Here is a 21,557-nt window from a genome sequence, read left to right as displayed (position 1 = left end):
TTACGGGCAGTGGACTGGCTGCCGCTAGGCCGCAGGGGCCTGCGGCAAGGGCGCCCGCACCGGCGGCAGCCGCAGACTCACCAACCAGGACAGAGCCACCATCAGGCTTGAGGCCAGCAGGCAGACCGCGAGGCCACCCGCCAGGAACAGGGCGCCGGAGAGAAGGGTGCCCACCAGGCGGCCGGCGGCATTGGCCATGTAATAGAAGCCGACGTTGAGGCTCACGGACTGCGCTTGGGAGTAGGCCAGCACCAGGTAGCTGTGGATCGAGGAGTTGATCGCGAAGACCACACCGAACGCCAGCAGCCCCACCACCACCATGAGAGCGGGGTTGCCGCTGGACCGCCAGAGTGAGACAGCCATCAAGGCGGGAATGGCCATGAGCAGCGCCGCCCAGAACGGCACGGCGCTGGCCCCTGGCGGATCGGGCCGCCCCCAGCAGCGGCGCAGGGCAGGGGCGGCCGCCTGGACGAGGCCGTAGCCGATCACCCACAGACCCATGAAGCCGCCCACCTCCCAGAAACGCCAGCCCAGGGCCGCCTGCAGGAACACCGGCAGCGCCACCACGAACCACACGTCGCGGGCACCGAACAGAAAGAAGCGCGCCAGCGAAAGCACATTCACCCCGCGCGACTTGGAGAGCAGGGCCGTGAAGGCGGGCTTCTGCTTCATCCGGCCGAGATCGGCGGGAAGCACCAGGGTGCCCAACAGCGCCAATCCAAGACAGGCGGCCATCACGGCCACCGAGGCGTTGAAACCGATCAGGGTGAGCAGAACCCCGCCGAGGAAGAACCCCACGCCCTTGAGGGCATTCTTGGAGCCGGTGAGGATGGCCACCCAGCGGAACAGCTGCTGGTCGCCACGATCAAGATCCTCCGGTGTTTCAGGCACCACGCTGCGGATGGCGCTCTTGGCACTCATCTTGTTGAGGTCCTTGGCGATGCCGCTGATCGCCTGGGCCACCATCACGTAGGCCACTGAGAACAGCTTCGTCCAGGCGTCCGACACCGGCACCAGCATCAGCAGCGCCACGATCTGCAGGCTTGTGCCGACCCAGAGGGTGAACCGCAGGCCGAAGCGGGCCCCAAGCCAGCCTCCGCAGAGGTTGGTCACGACTCCGAAGAACTCGTAGAAGATGAACAGGAAGGCAATCTCCAGGGTGGAGTAGCCGAGCTGGTGAAAATGAAACACCACCAGCATGCGCAGGGCGCCATCGGTGAGGGTGAAAGCCCAGTAATTGGCCGTCACGATGGCGTACTGCTGCAGCGGGCTCAGCCGCCCGGGAAGGCGCCACAGGGAGGCGTTCATCGGGAGCCCCCCTCCAGCGCGGCAACGTGGCAGGCCAGATCAGCAAGGCGGCAGCTGTAGCCCCACTCGTTGTCGTACCAGGCGTAGACCCTGAGCTGGGTGCCGTTCACCACCAGCGTGGAGGGGCCATCGACGATCGAGCTGCGGCTGTCGTTGAGGTAATCGACCGACACCAGCGGACGCTCCTCGAAGCCCAGGATTCCCTGCAGGGGGCCGGCGGCGGCGGCGGCGAAAGCCGCATTCACCTCATCGGCGCTGACGCTGCGCTCCAGCTCGAACACCGCATCGGTGAGCGAGGCATTGAGCAGCGGCACCCGGACGGCATGGCCGTTGAGCTTGCCAGCCAGCTCGGGGAAGATCAGGCCGATCGCCCGGGCTGATCCGGTGCTGGTGGGGATCAGCGACTGCAGGCAGGAGCGGGCCCGGCGCAGATCACTCTTGAAACCATCCACCACAACCTGGGTGTTGGTGATGTTGTGCAGGGTGGTGATCGAGCCGTGGCGGATGCCGAAATTCCTGTGGACCACCTGAACCACCGGTGCCAGGCAGTTGGTGGTGCAGGAGGCGGCGGTCACCAGGCGGTGCCGGTGGGGGTCGTAGAGGTGATGGTTGATGCCGAACACCACGTTCAGGGCCTCCTCGCCGGCGATCACGCCCTTCACGGGGCAGGCCACGATCACCCGCCTCAGGCCGGGCAGGGAGAAGTAGGGCTCGAGGGTTTCGGCTGTTTTGAACGTGCCGCTGCACTCGAGCACCAGGTCCACGCCGGCAACGGCCCAGGGCACGGCGGTGGGGTCGCTCTGCTGGCTGTATCCCACGGGGATGCCATCCACGCTGAAGCCATGACCGCCGGCCCCGCTGGCCGGGATCTGGATGGCCCGCTGCCAGCGGCCATGCACCGAATCGAACTCCAGAAGATGGGCGGCGGAGGTGACATCAGCGGCCGGGTCGTTGAGCTGTACCAGCTCGATGCCGGGACGGCCCCAGAGGGCACGGAACACCAGGCGGCCGATGCGGCCGAAGCCGTTGATGCCGATTTTCACGCCGAGGGCCACCACTGGGAGTAATCTCCCATCAAAGGATGTTGATGGTTTTATGGCCGGGTTAAGGGCTGGTTCGCTCGCTTCCGCCCCCGGTTCATCCCTTCGAGGCGCAGCGGCTGCTCAAGGCCCAGGCCGCCCCGAACCAAGCTCTCGTGCTGAACCGGAATGGGAGGGTTTGAGCGTTTTCTGAGCCTCTGGGTGGCTCTGGCGATCGTGGCCGGAGTCTGCATCGGTGCCCTGGCCCCCGAGCTGGCTGAGGCTGTTGCGGCCCTGGAGGTGGCCCGCATCAACCTGCCGATCGCCCTGCTGATCTGGGGAATGATCTATCCGATGATGCTGGCGGTCGACTTCGGGGCCATCAGCGGCCTGCGGCGCCAACCCAGGGGTCTGCTGATCACCGTGGTGGTGAACTGGCTGATCAAGCCGCTCACCATGACCGCCATCGCCTGGCTGTTCATCCGCGGCCTGTTCAGCGCCTGGATCCCCGCGGCGATCGGTGATCAATACATCGCCGGCATGATTCTGCTGGGGGTGGCTCCCTGCACGGCCATGGTGTTTGTGTGGAGTCGGCTGAGTGCTGGTGATCCCAATTACACCTTGGCGCAGGTGGCGATCAACGACCTGATCATGGTGTTCGCCTTTGCGCCGATCGCAGCCCTGCTGCTGGGTGTGAGCAACGTTTTGGTCCCCTGGGACACCTTGCTCACGGCCGTGGGTCTGTTTGTGGTGGTGCCCCTGACAGCCGGTTGGCTGACGAGGCGGCTGCTGCGCTCACCGGGTCGACTCAAACGCCTGGAGCAACGGCTCAAGCCGCTGGCAATCGTGAGCCTGATCGCCACGGTGCTGATGCTGTTCATGGTGCAGGCCAGGGCGATCCTGGCCGAACCGCTGGCGATCGTCCTGATTGCGATTCCGCTGATCCTGCAGACCTACCTGATTTTCTGGATCACGGCTCTGTGGATGCGCTTCTGGCGCCAACCCCATGCCATCGCTGCTCCCGGGGCCATGATCGGGGCGTCCAATTTCTTTGAGCTGGCTGTGGCAGTGGCGATCAGCCTGTTCGGTCTCAACTCCGGCGCTGCCCTGGCCACCGTGGTGGGTGTTCTGGTGGAGGTGCCGGTGATGCTTTCCCTGGTGGCGATCGCCAACCGCAACCGGCTGCTGTTTCCCCGCTCCTGATCCATCGGCCCCTCCGACGATCGGACTCCTGCGATCAACCGTTTCAGCCAGCAAGTCCCCGATCCTCGCTGAACCAACAAATCCCGTCCATTGGTTCATGACCCGGTCAAGCCCCCCCGCTTTCTTGCTCCCGGACCCGGCCAACCGCGCCCTCGACAACGCCGGGGCCCGTCAGTTGCTCAAAGCCCTCGGGGATCCCCTGCGCCTGCAGGTGATCGAGGCCCTCGCCGGCGGCGAGCGCTGCGTCTGCGATCTGGTCACGGATCTGGGCCTGGCCCAGTCGAAGCTCTCCTTTCATCTCAAGGTGCTCAAGCAGGCTGGGCTGCTCGCCGATCGGCAGGAGGGGCGCTGGATCTACTACAGCCTGCGCCCCGAAGCCCTCGGCGCCCTGCAGGCCTGGCTCGCCGATCTGAGCGCCCATTGCGGCACTCCCGCCAGTCGCTGCGCCTGAAGCGGTTCAGACCCCCTTGGGCAGCACCAGCTCGATCACCGCTCCGCCATCGGGATGGTTGCGGGCCTGCACCCGGCCCCCATGGGTGAGGGCGATCTGCTGCACGATCGCCAGGCCCAGGCCACTGCCGGCCTGCTGGCTGCGCACCCGGGATGGATCGCCCCGGTAGAAACGCTCGAACAGGTGAACCAGGTCGTCCTGGCTGAGTCCAGGGCCGTGGTCTCGCACCTCCAGCTCCCACCAGAGGCCGCTGCTGGCCACGTCCAGCTCCACCACACCCCCATCGGGGCTGTAGCGCAGGGCATTCTCGAACAGGTTGAGCAGGGCGCGATGCAGCCGCGAGGCATCGGCCCAGAGCAGGCAGGCCTGGCGCTGGCGGGCCACCAGCCTCACACCGCGGCTCTCGGCGAGGGGCCTGAGGCTGCTCCAGGCCTCCTCCGCCATCTCCCAGAGATCAAGCACCTCGTAGCGCCGCTCATCGAGGGGGAGGCTGTTCTCCAGGCTGGAGAGTTCCAGCAGATCCCCCACCAGCTCCTGCAGCCGTTTCAGTTCCCGTTGCAGGCGCTCCACCAGCACGCCACCACTGCCGCTGGGCCCGGTGCCCACCTCCGCCGCCAGCCGCTCCCCCACCAGCAACAGGGCGGTGAGGGGAGTCTTCAGCTCATGGGCCACATCACTCACCCAGCGACTCTGCTGATCGAGCTGGGATTCCAGCGAGCGCCTGCTGTTGATCCAGAGCGCCACCCAGCCCTCTCCCCCCGCCAGCAGCACCCCTTCGAGCGGCTCGTTGCCTTGCCACCACTCCAGACGCTGGGGCCGCCCGCGGCGGCCCACACTCAGGATCGCCTCCTCCAGCTCCGCCTGCTGGATCACGGCACGCAGGGGCTGGCCCCGCACCAACCGATCGGCAGGAAGTTGAAGCAGCCGCTCCGCCCGGGGATTGATCGCCTGGATTCTCTGGTCCCCGTCGAGCACCAGCCATCCCTGGGGCGCCCCCTCCAGCCAGGCCAGCAGTTGCAGCCGCCCAAGCCCGGGGAGAACGGGCCGGGCGCTGGCCTCCGCAGCCGCGGGGGCTGAGGGCTTGCGCGGCCCGCGGGAGAGGACCCAGCCGATCAGCACGCCCAGGCCAAGGGCCAGTAGCAGCGTCATGGCCTGGAACTCAACCGAAGCGGTAGCCGAAGCCCCTCACCGTAAGGATGTGCTCAGGAGCGGAGGGGTTGGCCTCAAGCTTCTCGCGCAGCCAGCGGATGTGCACGTCCACGGTCTTGGTGTCGACCACGTAGTCGGTGCCCCAGACCTCATCGATCAACTGGTTGCGGCTCCAGACGCGGCCGGGATTCTGCATGAAGAACTCCACCAGCCGGTATTCCTTGGGCGAGAGATTCACCGTCTCGCCGTCACGGGTGACGCGGAACTCGTCGGGATAAAGCGTCAGGCTCCGATGGTGAACGATCTGCCCGACAGGAAAGCGCTCCACCGTCTGCTGGCTGCGACGCAGCAGGGCACGGCAACGGGCCACCAGTTCCCGCAGCCCGAACGGCTTGACCAGGTAGTCGTCGGCACCGAGCTCGAGACCAAGCACCCGGTCCGTTTCCGTGTCGCGGGCGCTCACCATCAGGATCGGGGTGTGGGCGTCCGCGCGGCGCAGGTGGCGGCACACATCCAGGCCGCCCACCCCGGGCAGCATCAGATCCAGCAGCACCAGGTCGAAGGCCTGGGCACCCTGGCGCTGGGACGCTTCGATCTGCAGGATGGCCTGGCGGCCATCGGAGGCGCAGGCCACATCAAACCCTTCCTGGCCCAGCGCCTCCTCCAGGGTGGTGCGGATGCCGTCGTCGTCATCAACGATGAGCAGACGGGGCATGGGGTTGTCCGGGCCCGGGGACTCGACGCCCAAAACTAGGCCATCACGATGGCGGAAACCTGAAGAGCCCTCATCGGCGCTTGGGCAGGTGGCTGATCACCAGATGCCGCTGGGCATCGATCTGCAGCCAACCCTCATCGCGCAGCAGGCCGATCACCCGTGTGACCGTGACCCGGGTGGTGGAGAGCGCGCTGGCCAGCTCCTGGTGGGTGAGGCGCAGGTTGAGGCGCAACCCCTTCTCGCAGGCCTGGCCGTAGTCCTGGGCGAGCAGTTCCAGCAGACCACGCACCCGGTCTTCCACCCGCCGCAGCCCGAGCAGGGAGAGAAGGGTTTCCGCCTGCCGGTGGCGGCTGATCACGGCCTGCATCACCGCCATGGCCAGATGGGGCGACTGCTCGATCTCGGCACAGGAGAGGCAGAGCAGATCGGAATCGGTGAGGGTGAAGGCCTCATAGGCCTGCACGTTGGTGAGCGGCTCACCGAAGGGCTCATTCGGGCCGGCCAGACCCAGCAACAACGGATCGCCGTGGATCGTGACGGCTTCGAGTTTCACCATGCCGCGCACCACCAGCCAGATGGTGTTCTTGAGCAGGGGAACGGCGCTGCCCGCGCCGATGTGCAGAAGCTGGCGCTGCCGGTAATTCGTCTCCAGCACCTCGCGGATCGCATCGCTGCGGCCGGCATCGCGAAAAGGCGTTGAAACCATGGCCGAACTCCCCAGACACCTCGGACTGTATGGACGATGACCGACAAGCCAGCAAAGAATGGATAAGGGGGCGGTTAACTTCTGGCTAAGACCCTTCTCGCAGCGACGATCACATTCATGGCCCGCTCGTGCTGAAGTGAGGGCCTGAATTCCCGCGGAAAGGAAACTTGCCCACCAGGGGTGGAGAGTGGGGAGGCCGAAGCCTGCCCAGCCCATGAGCCAGGACACTGACGATGTCTTTGCCTTCCTTGCCCTGATCGAGGCAGACAGAGAGCTGCGCGAAGCCCTCAATCATGTGGAAACAGCCGAGGAGGTGGCCCAGCTGGCCCAGCAACGGGGGCACGGGTTCCCGGCCGCTGCCCTGCTGGACTTGCTCAACCGCTGCAATGAAGCCCCCAAGGCCCGGCTGGGGCTGATGGATGAAAAGCTGATCCGGGTCCACCTGAAGCGCGATCAGCTGCGCTGAGCCGCCTCCGCCATGGCGCTGCATCTGCCCCCCTACCAACCGCTGCCAGCGCCCCCGGACGACCCGGACAGCCTTCTGGAGGTGACCGTGGCGGAGCTCAGACCCACCCAGCTCTGCATCGGCCTGGCGGAGATCCGTCATCGCCAGGCCGACTTCGCCGGCGAATCCCGCAAGGAGCGTCGGCGCTACCTGCGGCGCAAGCCAGTCCCCCTGGTGCGGGCCCGCTCCGGCGCCCTTTGGATGGTCGACCGTCACCACCGACTGCGCGGACTGCTGGAGATCGATCCCGATGCCGAAGCCTTCGGCTACGTGGTGCTCCAGCTGACCAGTGATCACCCCCGGGTGGTGCTGGAGGCCCTGGCCCAGCGCGGCTGGCTCTACCTGCATGACGGCCGCGGCCAGGGGCCCTGGCCGCCGGAGCGGTTGCCCCGGACCCTGCTGGGACTCGAGGACGACCCCTACCGCAGCCTGGTCTGGAAGCTCAAGCAGGAGAAGGTGATCGAAGCGGCGCCACTGATCCCGTTCCACGAATTCCGCTGGGGAGCGTGGCTGCGCAGCCGCTGCCTGCCGCCCTTCAGCTCCCTGTGCCTGGAGCCGGCCCTGCCCGCGGCCCGGGCCCTGGCCCGCTCAACTGCCGCCAGGCGGCTGGCCGGCTGGAAGGGCTGAGCGGGCTCCAGCGGAAATCGGCCTAGGTTGATGAAGCTTGTCCCCCTTAGCGGAGACCTCTGGTATCCCCGCTTCGATTCGGTCCGAGCGGACCATTCGGTCGCCTCCCCTGAGCTCGATCCCAGGAGTGCCATCGAATGTCCATGCCTCGACGAGGGCTTGCGCTGCCAGCGAATCCCACGGCCATCATTTATTGCGAAGGCAACTTCGGCCGGATTGACGGCAAGACCGCCAACGGTCTGGTGCGCCACTCGGAGCGCTACAGGATCCTGGCGGTGATTGACAGTCAGCTGGCCGGCGCCGATGCCGGCATGGTGCTGGATGGCGTGGCCAGGGGCATCCCCATCTGCACCGATCTGAGATCGGCCCTGGCCCAGTCAGGGGGCAGGGCCGATCTGCTGATCGTCGGCATGGCCCCGGCCAGCGGCAGGCTCACACCGGAGCAGAAAGGTGTGTTGCTCGAAGCGATCCGCTCCGGGCTGCACCTGATCAATGGACTGCATGAATTCCTCAACGACGACGCCGAATTCGCTGCGGCGGCCGAGGCTCACTCCGTGACGATCAGCGATGTGCGGCGGCCGCCGAACCTCAGCGAGCTGCGCATGTTCAGCGGCCGTATCTCCTCCCTGCCCTGCCGCCGCATCGCCGTGCTCGGCACCGATGGGGCGGTCGGCAAACGCACCACCGCCGTGATCCTCACCCGGGCCCTGAACGACGCCGGCATCAAGGCGGTGATGGTGGGCACCGGACAGACCGGTCTGATGCAGGGGGCCCGCTTCGGCCTCGCCCTGGATGCGATTCCCTGCCAGTACGCCTCCGGTGAAGTGGAGGCAGCGGTGGTGGAGGCCTGGGAAGCGGAGCATCCCGATGTGATCGTGATTGAAGGCCAGGGGGCCCTCAGTCATCCCGCCTATCTGAGCTCCACCTACATCCTGCGGGGGTCGCAGCCCCAGGCAGTGATCCTGCAGCACGCGCCGATGCGCCAGTGGCTGAGCGATTTCCCAGAGATTTCGATGCCGTCACCCGCCAGCGAGATCACCCTGATCGAAACCTTCGCCTCCACGCGGGTGATCGGCCTGTGCCTCAATCACGAAGGAATGTGTGAGGCTGAAATCACGGCGGCGATCGCTCTCTATGGGATCGAACTGGGGCTGCCCGCCACCGATGCGCTCATGCGCTCCCCGCAACGCCTGGTGGAGATGGTGGTCCGTGCCTTCCCCGAGCTCCAACCCACTCCCGCCCCTCTCACCTCTTGACGGCCCCGAGGCTGGAGATCCGCCTCGACAGGATTGCCCACAACGCCCGCAGCCTGGTGGATCGACTCGGCGCCAGGGGGCTGTCGCTCACGGCCGTGACCAAAGCGACCCTGGGGCTGCCTCAGGTGGCGGCGGTGCTGGCCGCAGCAGGGGTCAGTGGGATCGGCGAACCTCGCATCGAAACGCTCAGGGCGCTGCGACGCAGCGGGGTGACCCTGCCGCTGACCCTGATCCGCTCCCCCATGCCGAGCCAGGTGGCCGAGGTGGTGGCCCAGGCCGACATCAGCCTGAACACGGAGCCTGCGGTGATGGCCCTGCTCTCAGCCGAGGCGATCGCCCAGGACCATCGCCACGGCGTGGTGCTGATGGTGGAGCTGGGTGATCTGCGCGAGGGGATCATGCCGGAACACCTGGAGGGGATCGCGGGCGGCCTGCTGAGGCTGCCCGGACTGGACCTGATCGGCATCGGGGCCAACATGGCCTGCCAGAACGGCGTGGTTCCCTCGACGGCATCGATGGCCGAGCTCTCCTTGCTGGCCACGGGGCTTGAGGCGGCCTTCGGCATCGTGCTGCCGCTGGTGTCGGGTGGCAACTCCGCCAATCTGACCTGGCTGTTCGCCGGGGGAGCGGTGGGCAGGATCAACAACCTCCGGCTGGGGGAAGCGATCCTGCTGGGCCGTGAACCGCTCCAGCGTCAGCCGATCCCTGGTCTGCGCACCGATGCCTTCCGGCTGGTGGCCGAGGTGATCGAATCCAACCGAAAACCCACCCTGCCCTGGGGTCGCTCCCGGCAGGGAGCCTTCGGACCCCCGCCAGCACGGGTGGATCGGGGCGAGCGGTGGCGAGTGCTGCTGGCCCTCGGCCTACAGGATGTGGATGCCGCCGGGCTGACCCTTCCCCCTGGCATGACCCTGCTGGGCGCCAGCAGTGACCATCTGGTGCTCGACACCGGCTCCATGGCCGTGGCCGTGGGGACGGAACTCGGGTTCGAGCTCAACTACAGCGCTCTGCTGCGGGCGATGACCTCACCGTTCGTGGCCCGCAGCCTGATCGAGCCGATGGCCGGAGCCCGTCAGAACTCGTGCTCCAACCCCCGGGGAATCCTGGCCTGAGCGGCGCCTGCCGAGCGGTGCTGCGACGTGGCGGGCTGTTGCGGTGATGGGCTGCCATGCCGGCCAGGAAGGTCCAGAATGCTGAGGACGGTTCCAGTGGTTCATACCCTGGAGGCAAGGAGGAAAGATCGGTGTGGTGGGGCCCTGCAGGTCCCGTCGAATCCGGCACTGTCCCGCAGCTGTGATGGGGCCCCCTTCGGAGACGCCCCTCAGTCAGAACGCTCGCCGTCTCAGTTCCCCAATCCACCGGCGCGGACCGTCCCCCTCGATGAGCAGATTCCCCAGCAGCAGCACCCTGGCCCTCTACGCCGGCCTGGCCGCTGTGGCCTTCAGTCTGGCCGGCCAGCCGGCCCAGGCCCATGGCATCGCCCATGGGGGCATCAGTTCCGGCTTTCTTCACCCCCTCACCGGCATCGATCACCTGCTGCTGCTGATCGGTGTCGGTGCCGCCGCCTCCATCTCCTCAGCCCTGCTGGGCTGGGCGCTGGCGGGTGCCATCGCCGGTGGTGTCTTCGGGGCGATGGGAGGCAGCCTGCCCTTCGGGGAACTGCTTGCAGCCCTGGCCATCACGGCCGTGGCCGGCCTGATCCTGCGCGCTCAGGGCAGCAGCTCCCGGCTCGGCCTCTGGGGCGGCGTGATCGCCGCTGCCGTGGCGCTCCACGCCATGCTGCATGGAATGGAGGCCCCCAGTGATCACACCTCCCTCTCCTGGTGGCTGGGGGCCCTGGTCGGCTCGCTCCTGGTGAGTGGCTCCACCTTGCTGGTTCTGCGCCGCCTGCCAGGCACGGTCACCACACGGCTTGCCGTGGCACTGGCCCTCTGCGGCGGACTGGTGGCCCTCGGGCCGCTGGCCCTGCTGGCGCGCTGATCGGCCAGGGCTTTCCGGTATGGCCACATTCAGGCCGGCTCTGCACCGGCCTGAATGTGGCCCGTCGAGGTGATGCCCACCGGGGGACTTGAACCCCCACGACCGAAGCCACTGGTACCTAAAACCAGCGCGTCTACCAATTCCGCCAGGTGGGCGTGAGCTGACTGTATCGAGCGGCTCAGAATGGCCGAACCGCCGCCAAAGCCCCATGCTCGCCACCCTCGGTGGATCCCTGGCACTCCTGGCCGGACTGCTGGTGCTGCTGCTGCCCCTGCTGGTGCCCGAGCTCAGCCGCCCCCGCGACTCCGTCTGGGGTGCCCTGGTGCTGGTGCTGGGTCTGGTGCTGGTCACCAGCGCCGAGCGCCTGAGCGGGGCTCCGATGCTGGCGGTGCTCTGCGCCGGTCTGCTGATCGGTCGGCTGGGCACGGAGGTGGGCCTGGGCCGCTGGCGCCAGCTCAGCTCGGACGAACAGACGCGCCTCACCGGCCTGGAGCGCTGGCGCACCAGCCTGCAGCAACTGGCTGCCGCCCTGATCAGGCTGATCAGCCTGGCGGGAGCCAGCCTGGGGGGCCTGCTCTCCTGGCTGAAGGAGCGGCGCGAAGCCAGTGCCCGGGCCCGCGAGAGCACCAAGCGCTGGGTACGCCCCGAGCCGGAAGGAGAAACCAGCGACGCCGCCGACGTCACCACAGTCGAATCGTTTGAGGAGATTGATCAACTGATTGAGCAGGCCAGCGCTGAGCCCAATCCGCAAGACGACGGGGCGAGCGATGGCGGTGAGCCAGCCGATGATGGTGAGCAGGATCAGGAAGCAGAGGAGCCTCCGGAGGAGAACCCCTGAGGGCTGGGGTCGATAATTCGCCCTTGCTGCCCCCCCAGGCGCTGTGACCGCCAGCCCGGCTTCCTACAAAGACACGCTCAACCTGCTGCAGACCCCGTTCTCGATGCGGGCGAACGCGAAAACCCGTGAACCGGAGCTGCAGGCGTTCTGGGCGGAGCTGGACCTCTACAACCGGCTCAGCCGCGAGAATCCCGGTGAGGTGTTCACCCTTCATGACGGCCCCCCCTATGCCAACGGGGCCCTGCATGTGGGCCACGCCCTGAACAAGATCCTCAAAGACATCCTCAACAAATACGCTCTGCTGCGCGGCCGCCGGGCGCGCTTCGTGCCCGGCTGGGATTGCCATGGGCTGCCGATCGAGCTCAAGGTGCTGCAGAGCCTCTCCGGTGCCGAACGGGCCGGGCTGACCCCGATCGACCTGCGGCGCCGGGCCCACGCCTATGCCCTCGAGCAGGTGGAGGGCCAGAAGGCAGGCTTCAGGCGCTGGGGCATCTGGGCCGACTGGGAGCAGCCCTACCTGACGCTGAACAAGGCCTACGAGGCGGCCCAGATCGGCGTGTTCGGCCGGATGGTGCTCGCTGGCCACATCTACCGGGGCCTCAAGCCGGTGCACTGGAGCCCCAGCTCCCGCACCGCCCTGGCCGAGGCGGAACTGGAATACCCCGACGGCCACACCTCCCCCAGCGTCTATGTGGCCTTCCCGGTGGTGGCGCTGCCCGGTGGCCTGGGCGCCCGCCTCACCGCCATCGGCCTCACCAGGGAGGAAGCGGCCACCACGCCGGCGGAAGGCTCTCTGGCGGTGGCGATCTGGACCACCACGCCCTGGACCCTGCCGGCCAACCTGGCGGTGTCGGTGAACGCTTCGCTCGAGTACGCCCTCTGCCGCGTGGGCACAGACGCGCCCAACGGCTTCCGCACCAGCCGCCACCTGATCGTGGCCGCCGACCTGGTGGAGAGCCTGCGCAGCAGCCTCCAGCTGGAGCTCGAACCCCTGCTGCTCCTCCGGGGGGAGGAACTCGAAGGGGTCGAATACCGCCACCCGCTCTTCGATCGCACCAGTCCGGTGGTGATCGGCGGCGATTACATCACCACCGAAGCGGGCACCGGCCTGGTCCACACGGCTCCGGGCCATGGCGTCGACGACTTCATCACCGGCCGCAAGGCCGGCTTGCCCGTGCTCTGCCCGGTCGATGAGGCGGGCACCCTCACGGCGGAAGCCGGCCCCTTCGCGGGCCTCAACGTGCTCAAGGATGCCAACCCGGCGATCATCTCCGCGCTCGAGGCCGCCGGCGCCCTGCTGCGCCACGAGCCCTACGCGCACCGCTACCCCTACGACTGGCGCACCAGAAAACCGACGATCTTCCGCGCCACCGAGCAGTGGTTCGCCTCCGTCGAAGGCTTCCGCCAGCAGGCCCTCGACGCCATCGCCGCCGTCGATTGGCTGCCCGCCAGTGGCCGCAACCGCATCGAGGCGATGGTGCGCGAGCGCGGCGACTGGTGCATCAGCCGCCAGCGCACCTGGGGCGTGCCGATCCCCGTCTTCTACCACCGCGACACCGGTGAGACCCTGCTCAACGCCGACAGCCTCGCCCACGTGCAGGCCCTGATCGCCGAGCACGGCTCGGATGTGTGGTGGGAGCGGGACGAGGCCGCGCTGCTGCCGCCGTCGCACACCGCCGAGGCGGACCAGTGGCGCAAGGGCACCGACACGATGGACGTCTGGTTCGATTCCGGCTCCTCCTGGGCGGGGGTGCTGGGCGGCCTCAGTGCGGGCGAGGCTTCAGGCGATGCACCAGCGGTCGCTGGAACCGCCCCGCTGCGCTACCCCGCCGACCTCTACCTCGAGGGCTCCGACCAGCACCGGGGCTGGTTCCAGAGCAGCCTGCTCACCTCCGTGGCCGTCAACGGCCATGCCCCCTACCGGCGGGTGCTCACCCACGGCTTCACCCTCGATGAGAAGGGCCGCAAGATGAGCAAATCCCTGGGCAATGTGGTCGATCCGGCCGTGCTGGTGGAGGGCGGCAGGAACGAGAAACAGCAACCCGCCTACGGCGCCGACGTGCTGCGCCTGTGGGTGAGTTCGGTGGATTACTCCGCCGATGTGCCCCTGGGTCCGGGGATCGTCAGGCAGCTGGCCGATGTGACCCGCAAGGTGCGCAACACGGCCCGCTACCTGCTGGGTAACCTCCACGACTTCGACCCCAGGCCATCTGGCGAAGGTGGCGATGCGGTGGCGTTCGCGGATCTGCCGCTTCTCGACCGCTGGATGCTGGAGCGCACCGCCGGCCTGATCGAGGCGGTGACCGCCGATTTCGAGCGCTACGAGTTCTACCGCTTCTTCCAGGCGCTGCAGAACTTCTGCGTGGTGGATCTCTCGAACGTCTACCTCGACATCGCCAAGGACCGGCTCTACGTGAGCGGGGCCAGCGACTTCCGCCGGCGCAGCTGCCAGACGGTGCTGGCCCTGGTGGTGGAGCGGCTGGCCGGCCTGATCGCCCCTGTGCTCTGCCACATGGCCGAGGACATCTGGCAGAACCTGCCCTATCCGGTGGCGGAGCGCTCGGTGTTCGAGCGGGGCTGGCCGGTGGCACCGCCCTCCTGGCGGGAGGCGGCCCTGGTGGAGCCCTTGCGGCCGTTGCTGGAGCTGCGCGGACTTGTGAATCGCCAGATGGAGGTTTGCCGCAGCGGCGCCGGCCTGGGGGCCTCCCTCGAGGCCCGGGTGGAGCTGGAGCTTGGGAGCGGCGAACGCTCTGCGGCCCTCAGCGCCGCCCTGGAGCTGCTGCAGAACAGCGCCCATCCCTCGGTCGACAACCTGGCCGACTGGCTGATCGTCTCGCAGCTGGAGCAGCGTGAGCCCGGAGCCCCGGCCCTGAGCGATCCCCTGGCCGAAGCCAGCGAGTCGGGCATCACGGTGCGCATCGCCCGGGCTGAAGGGCAGAAATGCGAACGCTGCTGGCACATGGAACACGACATCGGTGACCATGCCTCCCACCCCAGCCTCTGCGGCCGCTGCGTGGGAGTGCTCGAGGGCTGAGCGCGGCTTACCAGTGGGCTGGATCGAGAAAGTGCTGGGGTGCCAGAGGGCCCGCCAGCACTTTCTCGTCGGCAGGGTTCAGGGGCCCCAGCAGCAGCTCGGCCTCGCTGATCTCGGCCCCATCCGGCAGGGCACTCTGGTCGGGATCAAAGGCGGTGGGGTGGGTGACGCTGCAGGAGAACCCACGGAACACCAGCAGCTCGAAGGGCTCATGCTGCGCCCCCGGCAGGGTGCCCCGCAGGCGCAGCACCCGGTCGGCCCGGCCGCGGCTGAGGGCTTCGAGCTGGGCCAGCAGGGACTCGGCCATCAGAACCCTCCAGCGACCCGCCCCTGACGGGGGAGACGCACCAGGATCCACTGCAGCAGACCCACCACATAGGCCACCAGCGCCAGGTAACCGAAGAACGCGGTGAGGGTGGGGGTGAGGTCGGCACCGAACACGAAGGCGAACACCTCCGTCGCCAACCCATGCAAGCGGCGCGGAGCCTCCAGCCAGGTCTGACAGAACGCGCTGCGGGCCACGCCCAGGCCGCAGCCGAGGGCACTCAGGCCAAGCCCGGCCCCCAGCAGGCCAAAGGCCGTGAGTGCCCAGCGCCAGCTGCGCACCGCGAGGGGAAGGGCGCGCCAGGGGGGCAGATCAGCCAGCTCCTCATTCAGATCCACCCAGAACCAGAGCGACGCCACCATCAGCAGTTTCGCCAGAATCATCAGTGGATAGGCCAGGGGCCGGGCGTCGACGAACAACAGCACCGCGATCGCCAGCAGACTGGCCACCTTCCAGTAGATGCCCATCAGCCGCAGCAGCGCCCCTTCCCGCCGACAGGCCGCCCAGACCAGCAGCACCAGAGGCAGGCCCAGAGTGAAGACCACCGCAAGGCGGAAGTCGAGCCACACCAGGGTGCGGTACAGCAGGTCAGGCACAGCTTGGGTACGGGAAGGCGCCATTATCCGCGCCAAGCCACACCAGTAGGTTCGGGTGATGCCTGCGCCCTCGCTGTTCTCCTGGCTCCGACGTGGTGATGAGCAGGCTTCCTGCCGCACGGCGCTCTCACGCCAGCCCTCCCTGGAGGACGCCGTCGGCGAGGTGGTTCAGCAGCTGTGTGCCCGGGAGTATCGCTCAGCTGCGCGGGGAGAAGCGGATCTGGCCCTGGTGTTCGGCTCCACCAGTTACGCCAGCGACCTGCCGCGGCTGCTGCCTCTGCTGCGCTCCCGCCTGCGGGCCCGCCACTGGCTCGGCGCCGCCGGCGGGGGCGTGGTGGGCACGGGGGCCAGCGGTACCGCCCGTGAAGTGGAACAGGAACCTGCCCTGAGCGTGATGCTGCTGCATCTGCCGGGGGCCGATCTGCAGCTGTTCGGGCTGGACACCGACCAGCTGCCCGATCTCGATGGAGACAGCCGCGACTGGGTGAGCTGGGTGGGAGCCGATCCGGAGCGGGCCTCCGCGATGGTGCTTCTGGTGGACCCCACCTGCCAGGCGATCAATGATCTGATCAGCGGCCTCGATTACGCCTTCCCCGGCCTGGCCAAGGTGGGGGGCATCGCTGGCCACCACAGTGCCAACCATGGATCACTGCTGCTCGACGATCGGGTGGTGACCGGTGCCGTGGGCTGCCTGATCGGTGGCCGCTGGACCATCGATCCCTTGGTGGCACAGGGATGCCGGCCGATCGGCCCCGTGTTCGAGATCGAGCAGGCGGAGCGCAATGTGGTGCTTCAGCTCAGCCGCGGCGACCAGCAGAACACCCCGGTGAACTGTCTGCAGTCGATTCTGCAGACCCTCAACCCCACCGAGCGGGAGCTGGTGCGCCACTCCCTCTTCCTCGGGGTGGCGCGCAGCAGTTTCAGCCTGGCCGACGGCGGGGACGACGGGGAGAGCACCGCTTTTCTGGTCAGGAACCTGATCGGGGTGGACCCCCGCAACGGGGCGGTGGCGGTGGCTGAGCGCCTGCGGGTGGGCCAGCAGGTGCAGTTTCAGCTGCGCGATGCCGAGGCCTCACGCCAGGAGCTGCGACAGTTGCTGAGCAACCAGGCCAGCGCCAGCGCCGCCCAGCCTCCTCTGGCTGGCCTGCTCTTCGCCTGCCTGGGGCGCGGGGTGGGGCTCTACGGCGAACCCGACGGCGATGTGAGCATCGTCCAGCGGGAATTTCCAGGTCTGCCGATGGCCGGGGCCTTCTGCAACGGAGAGATCGGACCGGTGGGAGGCATCACCTACCTGCACGGTTACACGGCAAGCCTGGGCTTCCTGGTGCCCCGTGAGGCTGCAGGGCCGCCACCGTCAGAGGGCTGAGCGGTGGTGCGGCAGCACGTCAACCCCCTCTCCAGGGTGCACCAGAGGCCCCTGCCGTTGCCCCTCCTCCAGGAGCTGTTCGAGCGACCGGGCCAGCCGCTCCACCTCGACATCGGCAGTGCCCGCGGGCGCTTCCTGCTGGCGATGGCTCCACTCCAGCCCTCCTGGAACTTTCTGGGGATCGAGATCCGCAGGCCCCTGGTGGAGGCCGCCGAACGCGACCGCCGGGAGCTGAGCGCGGGCAACCTGCGCTTCCTGTTCTGCAACGCCAATGTGAGCCTGCTGTGCTGGCTGGCAACCCTGCCTGCCGGACAGCTGCGGCGGGTGACGATCCAGTTTCCCGACCCCTGGTTCAAGAGCAGGCACCACAAGCGACGGGTGCTTCAGCCCGACCTGCTCCAGGCCCTGGCGGCGACCCTGCCTGAGGGGGGCGAGCTGTTTCTGCAGAGCGATGTGACGGCGGTGATCGAGCCGATGGTGGCGCTCACCGAATCCAGTGGCTGGTTCAGGCGTCCTGCGGAGGACGCACGTCCGTGGCGCGGTGACAACCCATGGCCGGTGGCAACCGAGCGGGAGCGGCTGGTGCTCGCCCGGGGGCTGCCGGTGTACCGGGTGCTCTATCGGCGCGGGAGCAAGCCCTGCAGCCATCCGCCGCCGCCCCTGGAGCGGAGCACCGAAGCCGCCCATAATCCGTCGGCCCGTTCCGCCGGCGCCTGATGCCCAACCCCGCCACCCATGCCGCCGTCGGCTCCGCTGAGGGCGGTGGCACCGACGCCCCGGAGCACGAATCCCGGGTGCCCTGGCTGCTGCGCTGGCAGGGGCTGTTCGCCTCCTCCTCGGGCCCCCTGGCCAGGAATCTGCCCCTGCTGGCCGGGCTGGTGCTCTGCGCGCTGATGGCGGGTCTGCCACTGGTCACCCGGGCCGGGCTGAGTCTGCTGATCCTCTCCAGTGGTCTGCTCTGGCTGATCTGGGCCCTGTGCACCCCCGCCGGCCGGATCGGACCGATCAGCGGCTGGCTGCTTCTGATGCTGGGGCTGGCGGTGCTGGCCACCGGCTTCTCGCCCGTGCCCACGGCTGCGGCCAAGGGCCTGCTCAAGCTGGTCAGCTACCTGGGCGTCTATGCCCTGATGCGTCAGCTGCTCGCCACGGCGCCCGTCTGGTGGGACAGGATCGTGGCCGCCCTGCTGGGCGGGCAACTGATCACGGCGGTGATCGGCATCCGTCAGCTCTATGCCGACAGCTCGGCCCTGGCGCGCTGGTCAGACCCGAACTCGGTGGCGGAAGGGACGGTGCGGATCTACAGCACCCTCGGCAACCCGAACCTGCTCGCGGGCTACCTGCTGCCGATCCTTCCGCTGGCGGCCGTGGCCATGCTGTGCTGGCGGCGGCCCATGGCCCGCCTCTATGCCCTCTCGGCGCTGCTGATCGGGGTGGCGGCCTTGATGCTCACCTACAGCCGAGGCGGCTGGCTGGGGCTCGTGGGGGCCCTCGGCAGCCTGGCCTTGCTGCTGGCCCTGCGGGCCAGTCGTCACTGGTCGCCCCTGCTGAGACGCCTGTTTCCGCTGCTGCTTCTGCTGGGCGGGGCCTTGGTGCTGGTGGTGGCCGTCAGCCAGGTGGAAGCCCTGCGGGTGCGGGTGCTGAGTCTGGTGGCGGGCCGGGAAGACAGTTCCAACAACTTCCGCATCAACGTCTGGATGGCGGCTCTCCAGATGGTCCAGGACCGGCCCTGGCTGGGCATCGGGCCGGGCAACACGATCTTCAATCTGATCTATCCCCTCTACCAGCAGCCGAAGTTCAACGCCCTCAGCGCCTACTCGATCCCCCTGGAGCTGGCCGTTGAGGGGGGCATTCCCGGACTGCTGGCGGGCCTTGGCCTGCTGCAGTGCAGCCTTCGCCAGGGCCTGTCCCAGCTGCGGCGTGAACATCCCCACGTCCTGCCGGCGCTCGGAGCCGTGGCAGCGATCGTTGGCCTCTGTGTCCAGGGCCTCACCGACACGATCTTCTTCCGCCCGGAGGTGCAGCTCACCGGCTGGTTCTGCCTGGCCACCCTGGCCACCCTGCCCTTGGCAGCGGATGGCTGAACCAGTCGTGCTGGCGGGTTTCGATGCCGGCCAGACCCACACCACCTGCAGGCTGGCCCAACGCCGGAGCAACGGCAGCCTGGAGGTGCTCGCCGAAGGGGAGGGTCCCGGTGTGAGCCATCTGGCCGCCGCCGCCGGTGAGGAACGCTTCAGCACGGCCCTTGGCCTCAGCCTGGAGCGGGCCCGCGCTGCCGCCATGGCCAGCCGGGGCGGGGCCCGGGCCGCGACCACTCCGCTGCAGGCGGCCGCTGTGGGTGCCAGCGGCATCGAGCAGGGCAGTGCTGTGCAACACCTCGGCACGAGGCTGGCCTGCTCCGCTCTCGGCCTGTCTCCCCAGCGGGTGCGGGTGTGCGGCGACGAGCGCACGGCACGGCACGGCGCTTTCGGCGGCGGCCCAGGCATCGTGGTGATCAGCGGCACGGGCAGCATCGCCCTGGGCCGCAACGGCCAGGGACGGGAGCACCGCTGCGGCGGCTGGGGCTGGCTGCTGGATCACTCCGGCTCGGCCTGCGACATCGGTCGTGACGCCCTGGCGCTCTCGCTGGAGATGGCCGACGGCCGCCGCCCCGACAGCAGCTTGCGCACCAACCTCTGGGCGGCCCTGGGCGAGGGGCGCGTCACACCCCAGCGGATCAAGGCGATGGTGGTGGATCCTGGTTTCGGAGCCGCCGGCTTCGCCCGCCTGGCTCCGGCGGTCAATGCCCTGGCGGAAGCGGCTGATCCCGACGCCATGGCGGTGCTGGAGCGCTCAGCGGCGGGGCTGGCGGCAATGGTGGCTGGCGTGGCCCGAACCCTGGGCCTCGAAGACGGTGAGGTCTGCGGTCTTGGCGGAGCCCTCGAGCATCTGAGCTGGTTCGCGGGGGCGTATCAGCGCAGCCTCGCGCTGGCCCTGCCGCAGGCACGGCTGGTGCCTCCCCGGGGGGATGCCTGCCAGGGGGCCCTGCAGCTGGCCGCGCAGCTGCTGGAGACCACGGCGACGCTCAGCTCCGGTTGAGATGAGCCGCGGCCAGGGCCGCCAGATGGGACGACCAGTGGTCGACGGCCTCCTGCTCGGCCGCCTCCACCATCACCCGCAGCAGCGGTTCGGTGCCGCTGGCCCTCACCAGCACCCGACCGCTGCCGGCCATGGCCGTCTCGGCCTGCTCGACGGCCTGCCTGAGGGGATCGCAGTGGTGCCACTTCTGGCGCCGGCCCCGATCGGGCACGGTGACGTTGACCAGGGCCTGGGGGTAAGGCTGAAAACTGGCTTCCATCCAGTCGGCCAGGGACCCTGCGCCGTTGTGGATCAGCGTGGCCACCTGCAAGGCGGTGAGCAGACCATCGCCGCTCATCCCGTGCCGGGCCGAGAGGATGTGACCCGACTGCTCCCCGCCCAGTCCGGCTCCGCTGGCTTCCATGGCGGCGTGCACATGCTGGTCGCCCACGTCGGTGCGCTGCAGCAAGCCACCCCTGGCCTGCCAGGCCCGCTCGAAGCCCAGGTTCGACATCACGGTGGCCACCAGCAGCCGACCGGGGAGGTCGCCCGTCTCCAGCAGGGCCCCGCCCCAGAGGTACAGCACCTGATCGCCATCCACGACCCGGCCCTTGCCGTCGACCGCCATCATCCGATCGGCGTCGCCGTCGAAAGCGAAGCCCATCTGGGCACCTGATTGCAGCACCGCCTGGCGAAGGGCCTCCAGATGGGTGCTGCCGCACGACACGTTGATCCGCTGCCCGTCGGGATCCCCATGCAGCACGGTCAGATCCGCCCCGAGGGCGCTGAACACCGCGGCACCACAGGCTGTGGCGGACCCCCAGCAGAGGTCGAGCACGATGCGGCAGCCGTCCAGTCGCCGCCCACCGACACTGGCGAGCAAGGCGGCGCTGTAGTCGTCGAGCAGATCCGGCCGCTGGAAGGCCGGCCCACAGCCACGGGGGCCGCTCAGCCCCGTGGCCTCGATCGTGGCGGGGAGATCGCCGCGCAGGCCCGCTTCGATCGCCTCCTGCAGCGGTCGGTCGATCTTGGCGCCACCAGGCCCGAACACCTTGATGCCGTTGTCGCCGGGGGGGTTGTGGCTGGCGGAGACCATCAGGCCGCCGGCCGCCGCGACCCGGCGGATCGTGCCGGGCACCGCGGGGGTGGGGCAGAGGCCCAGGTTCCACACCTCCCGTCCGGCGGCGGTCAGGCCGGCGGTGAGGGCGGCGGCCAGCATCGGGCCGCTGTTGCGGGAGTCCATGCCGATCAGCACCGGGCGCTCGGGCGGCAGCACCCGACCGCACCAGTAGCCCACCTGAAGGGCCAGAAGGGGCGTGATCAGGCTGCCCACCTGCCCGCGGATGCCATCGGTGCCGAAGCCGGTGCAACCCTCCCCGAGGGGAGCTCCGATCGGGGAAGAGGCTGGCTCCAGCATCTGGCGAG

The 21,557-nt window shown here is 68.6% G+C and carries 21 protein-coding genes, 1 tRNA gene and 1 riboswitch; of the genes, 13 read left to right on the top strand and 9 right to left on the bottom strand.

Annotated elements, in window-relative coordinates:
• Window positions 1-24 precede the first annotated feature (24 nt).
• Both arsJ and KQ297_RS09785 read right to left on the bottom strand, forming a co-directional pair.
• On the bottom strand, window positions 25-1,308 hold the full coding sequence (arsJ, locus tag KQ297_RS09790; protein WP_259739245.1) for an organoarsenical effux MFS transporter ArsJ: 1,284 nt from the start codon (window positions 1,306-1,308) through the stop codon (window positions 25-27).
• Complete coding sequence (locus tag KQ297_RS09785) at window positions 1,305-2,351, bottom strand: ArsJ-associated glyceraldehyde-3-phosphate dehydrogenase (protein ID WP_259739262.1); 1,047 nt, start codon at window positions 2,349-2,351, stop codon at window positions 1,305-1,307. Before KQ297_RS09785 ends, arsJ begins: the two co-directional genes overlap by 4 nt.
• Window positions 2,352-2,516: 165 nt before the next feature.
• On the opposite strand from KQ297_RS09785, the gene arsB reads away from it, so the two are divergent.
• Both arsB and KQ297_RS09775 read left to right on the top strand, forming a co-directional pair.
• Window positions 2,517-3,530, top strand: coding sequence for an ACR3 family arsenite efflux transporter (arsB, locus tag KQ297_RS09780; RefSeq protein WP_259739244.1), 1,014 nt, complete (start codon window positions 2,517-2,519; stop codon window positions 3,528-3,530).
• A gap of 97 nt (window positions 3,531-3,627) precedes the next feature.
• Window positions 3,628-3,981, top strand: a complete 354-nt coding sequence (locus KQ297_RS09775) for an ArsR/SmtB family transcription factor (RefSeq protein ID WP_399251575.1) — start codon at window positions 3,628-3,630, stop codon at window positions 3,979-3,981.
• A 6-nt stretch (window positions 3,982-3,987) separates the two neighbouring features.
• Here KQ297_RS09775 and KQ297_RS09770 read toward each other — a convergent pair whose 3' ends face one another.
• The 3 genes from KQ297_RS09770 to KQ297_RS09760 form a co-directional block, all read right to left on the bottom strand.
• Window positions 3,988-5,130, bottom strand: a complete 1,143-nt coding sequence (locus tag KQ297_RS09770; RefSeq protein WP_259739242.1) for a cell wall metabolism sensor histidine kinase WalK — start codon at window positions 5,128-5,130, stop codon at window positions 3,988-3,990.
• Window positions 5,131-5,140: 10 nt separating this feature from the next.
• Complete coding sequence (locus tag KQ297_RS09765; protein WP_259739241.1) at window positions 5,141-5,845, bottom strand: response regulator transcription factor; 705 nt, start codon at window positions 5,843-5,845, stop codon at window positions 5,141-5,143.
• Between the two features lie 70 nt (window positions 5,846-5,915).
• Window positions 5,916-6,551 carry a Crp/Fnr family transcriptional regulator gene (locus KQ297_RS09760; protein ID WP_259739240.1) on the bottom strand — a complete coding sequence of 212 codons (636 nt, stop codon included), beginning with the start codon at window positions 6,549-6,551 and terminating at the stop codon, window positions 5,916-5,918.
• Between the two features lie 214 nt (window positions 6,552-6,765).
• On the opposite strand from KQ297_RS09760, the gene KQ297_RS09755 reads away from it, so the two are divergent.
• From KQ297_RS09755 to KQ297_RS09735, 5 genes are all read left to right on the top strand, one after another.
• Entirely contained in the window at window positions 6,766-7,017 is a 252-nt protein-coding gene (locus tag KQ297_RS09755; protein ID WP_221630031.1) for a Nif11-like leader peptide family natural product precursor, read from the top strand.
• A 12-nt stretch (window positions 7,018-7,029) separates the two neighbouring features.
• Entirely contained in the window at window positions 7,030-7,683 is a 654-nt protein-coding gene (locus tag KQ297_RS09750) for a ParB-like protein (RefSeq protein ID WP_259739239.1), read from the top strand.
• A gap of 137 nt (window positions 7,684-7,820) precedes the next feature.
• The gene (locus KQ297_RS09745; protein ID WP_259739238.1) at window positions 7,821-8,939 is read left to right on the top strand and encodes a DUF1611 domain-containing protein; all 1,119 of its coding nucleotides are present in this window, start codon (window positions 7,821-7,823) and stop codon (window positions 8,937-8,939) included.
• Window positions 8,936-10,051: an alanine/ornithine racemase family PLP-dependent enzyme gene (locus tag KQ297_RS09740; protein ID WP_259739237.1), complete on the top strand. Its 1,116-nt coding sequence runs from the start codon at window positions 8,936-8,938 to the stop codon at window positions 10,049-10,051. The genes KQ297_RS09745 and KQ297_RS09740 overlap by 4 nt, the downstream gene beginning before the upstream one ends.
• A gap of 71 nt (window positions 10,052-10,122) precedes the next feature.
• Window positions 10,123-10,296, top strand: a riboswitch (cobalamin riboswitch).
• A 23-nt stretch (window positions 10,297-10,319) separates the two neighbouring features.
• Complete coding sequence (locus KQ297_RS09735) at window positions 10,320-10,919, top strand: HupE/UreJ family protein (protein WP_259739236.1); 600 nt, start codon at window positions 10,320-10,322, stop codon at window positions 10,917-10,919.
• A 73-nt stretch (window positions 10,920-10,992) separates the two neighbouring features.
• Here the strand turns inward: KQ297_RS09735 and KQ297_RS09730 are convergent.
• Window positions 10,993-11,074: transfer RNA gene (locus tag KQ297_RS09730), tRNA-Leu, on the bottom strand.
• Between the two features lie 53 nt (window positions 11,075-11,127).
• Here KQ297_RS09730 and KQ297_RS09725 point away from each other — a divergent pair.
• Both KQ297_RS09725 and ileS read left to right on the top strand, forming a co-directional pair.
• On the top strand, window positions 11,128-11,757 hold the full coding sequence (locus KQ297_RS09725) for a Ycf66 family protein (RefSeq protein ID WP_259739235.1): 630 nt from the start codon (window positions 11,128-11,130) through the stop codon (window positions 11,755-11,757).
• 103 nt (window positions 11,758-11,860) lie between these two features.
• Window positions 11,861-14,791, top strand: a complete 2,931-nt coding sequence (ileS, locus tag KQ297_RS09720) for an isoleucine--tRNA ligase (RefSeq protein WP_399251582.1) — start codon at window positions 11,861-11,863, stop codon at window positions 14,789-14,791.
• 7 nt (window positions 14,792-14,798) lie between these two features.
• On the opposite strand, the gene KQ297_RS09715 is transcribed toward ileS, so the two are convergent.
• Together KQ297_RS09715 and KQ297_RS09710 are read right to left on the bottom strand one after the other, a co-directional pair.
• A complete protein-coding gene (locus tag KQ297_RS09715; RefSeq protein ID WP_259739233.1) occupies window positions 14,799-15,098 on the bottom strand; it encodes a hypothetical protein in 300 nt (99 codons plus the stop codon).
• Window positions 15,098-15,712: a DUF3177 family protein gene (locus KQ297_RS09710; protein ID WP_185466597.1), complete on the bottom strand. Its 615-nt coding sequence runs from the start codon at window positions 15,710-15,712 to the stop codon at window positions 15,098-15,100. The genes KQ297_RS09715 and KQ297_RS09710 overlap by 1 nt, the downstream gene beginning before the upstream one ends.
• 58 nt (window positions 15,713-15,770) lie before the next feature.
• Between KQ297_RS09710 and KQ297_RS09705 the strand changes: the two genes are divergently transcribed.
• The 4 genes from KQ297_RS09705 to KQ297_RS09690 are packed head-to-tail and all read left to right on the top strand — an operon-like array spanning window position 15,771 to window position 20,153.
• Complete coding sequence (locus KQ297_RS09705) at window positions 15,771-17,078, top strand: FIST N-terminal domain-containing protein (RefSeq protein WP_259739232.1); 1,308 nt, start codon at window positions 15,771-15,773, stop codon at window positions 17,076-17,078.
• A 6-nt stretch (window positions 17,079-17,084) separates the two neighbouring features.
• Entirely contained in the window at window positions 17,085-17,795 is a 711-nt protein-coding gene (gene trmB, locus KQ297_RS09700; protein ID WP_259739261.1) for a tRNA (guanosine(46)-N7)-methyltransferase TrmB, read from the top strand.
• Window positions 17,795-19,159, top strand: a complete 1,365-nt coding sequence (locus tag KQ297_RS09695) for an IctB family putative bicarbonate transporter (protein ID WP_259739231.1) — start codon at window positions 17,795-17,797, stop codon at window positions 19,157-19,159. The genes trmB and KQ297_RS09695 overlap by 1 nt, the downstream gene beginning before the upstream one ends.
• Window positions 19,152-20,153: an N-acetylglucosamine kinase gene (locus KQ297_RS09690; RefSeq protein WP_259739230.1), complete on the top strand. Its 1,002-nt coding sequence runs from the start codon at window positions 19,152-19,154 to the stop codon at window positions 20,151-20,153. The genes KQ297_RS09695 and KQ297_RS09690 overlap by 8 nt, the downstream gene beginning before the upstream one ends.
• On the opposite strand, the gene glmM is transcribed toward KQ297_RS09690, so the two are convergent.
• Window positions 20,140-21,549 carry a phosphoglucosamine mutase gene (glmM, locus tag KQ297_RS09685; RefSeq protein ID WP_259739229.1) on the bottom strand — a complete coding sequence of 470 codons (1,410 nt, stop codon included), beginning with the start codon at window positions 21,547-21,549 and terminating at the stop codon, window positions 20,140-20,142. The genes KQ297_RS09690 and glmM overlap by 14 nt on opposite strands.
• Between the last annotated feature and the right edge of the window lie 8 nt (window positions 21,550-21,557).

Origin of the sequence: Synechococcus sp. CS-205 (assembly GCF_025128255.1) — a bacterium.
GTDB lineage: Bacteria > Cyanobacteriota > Cyanobacteriia > PCC-6307 > Cyanobiaceae > Regnicoccus_A.
Note: the sequence above shows the minus strand (reverse complement) of the source record. Positions and strands in the feature narration are given on the sequence as shown.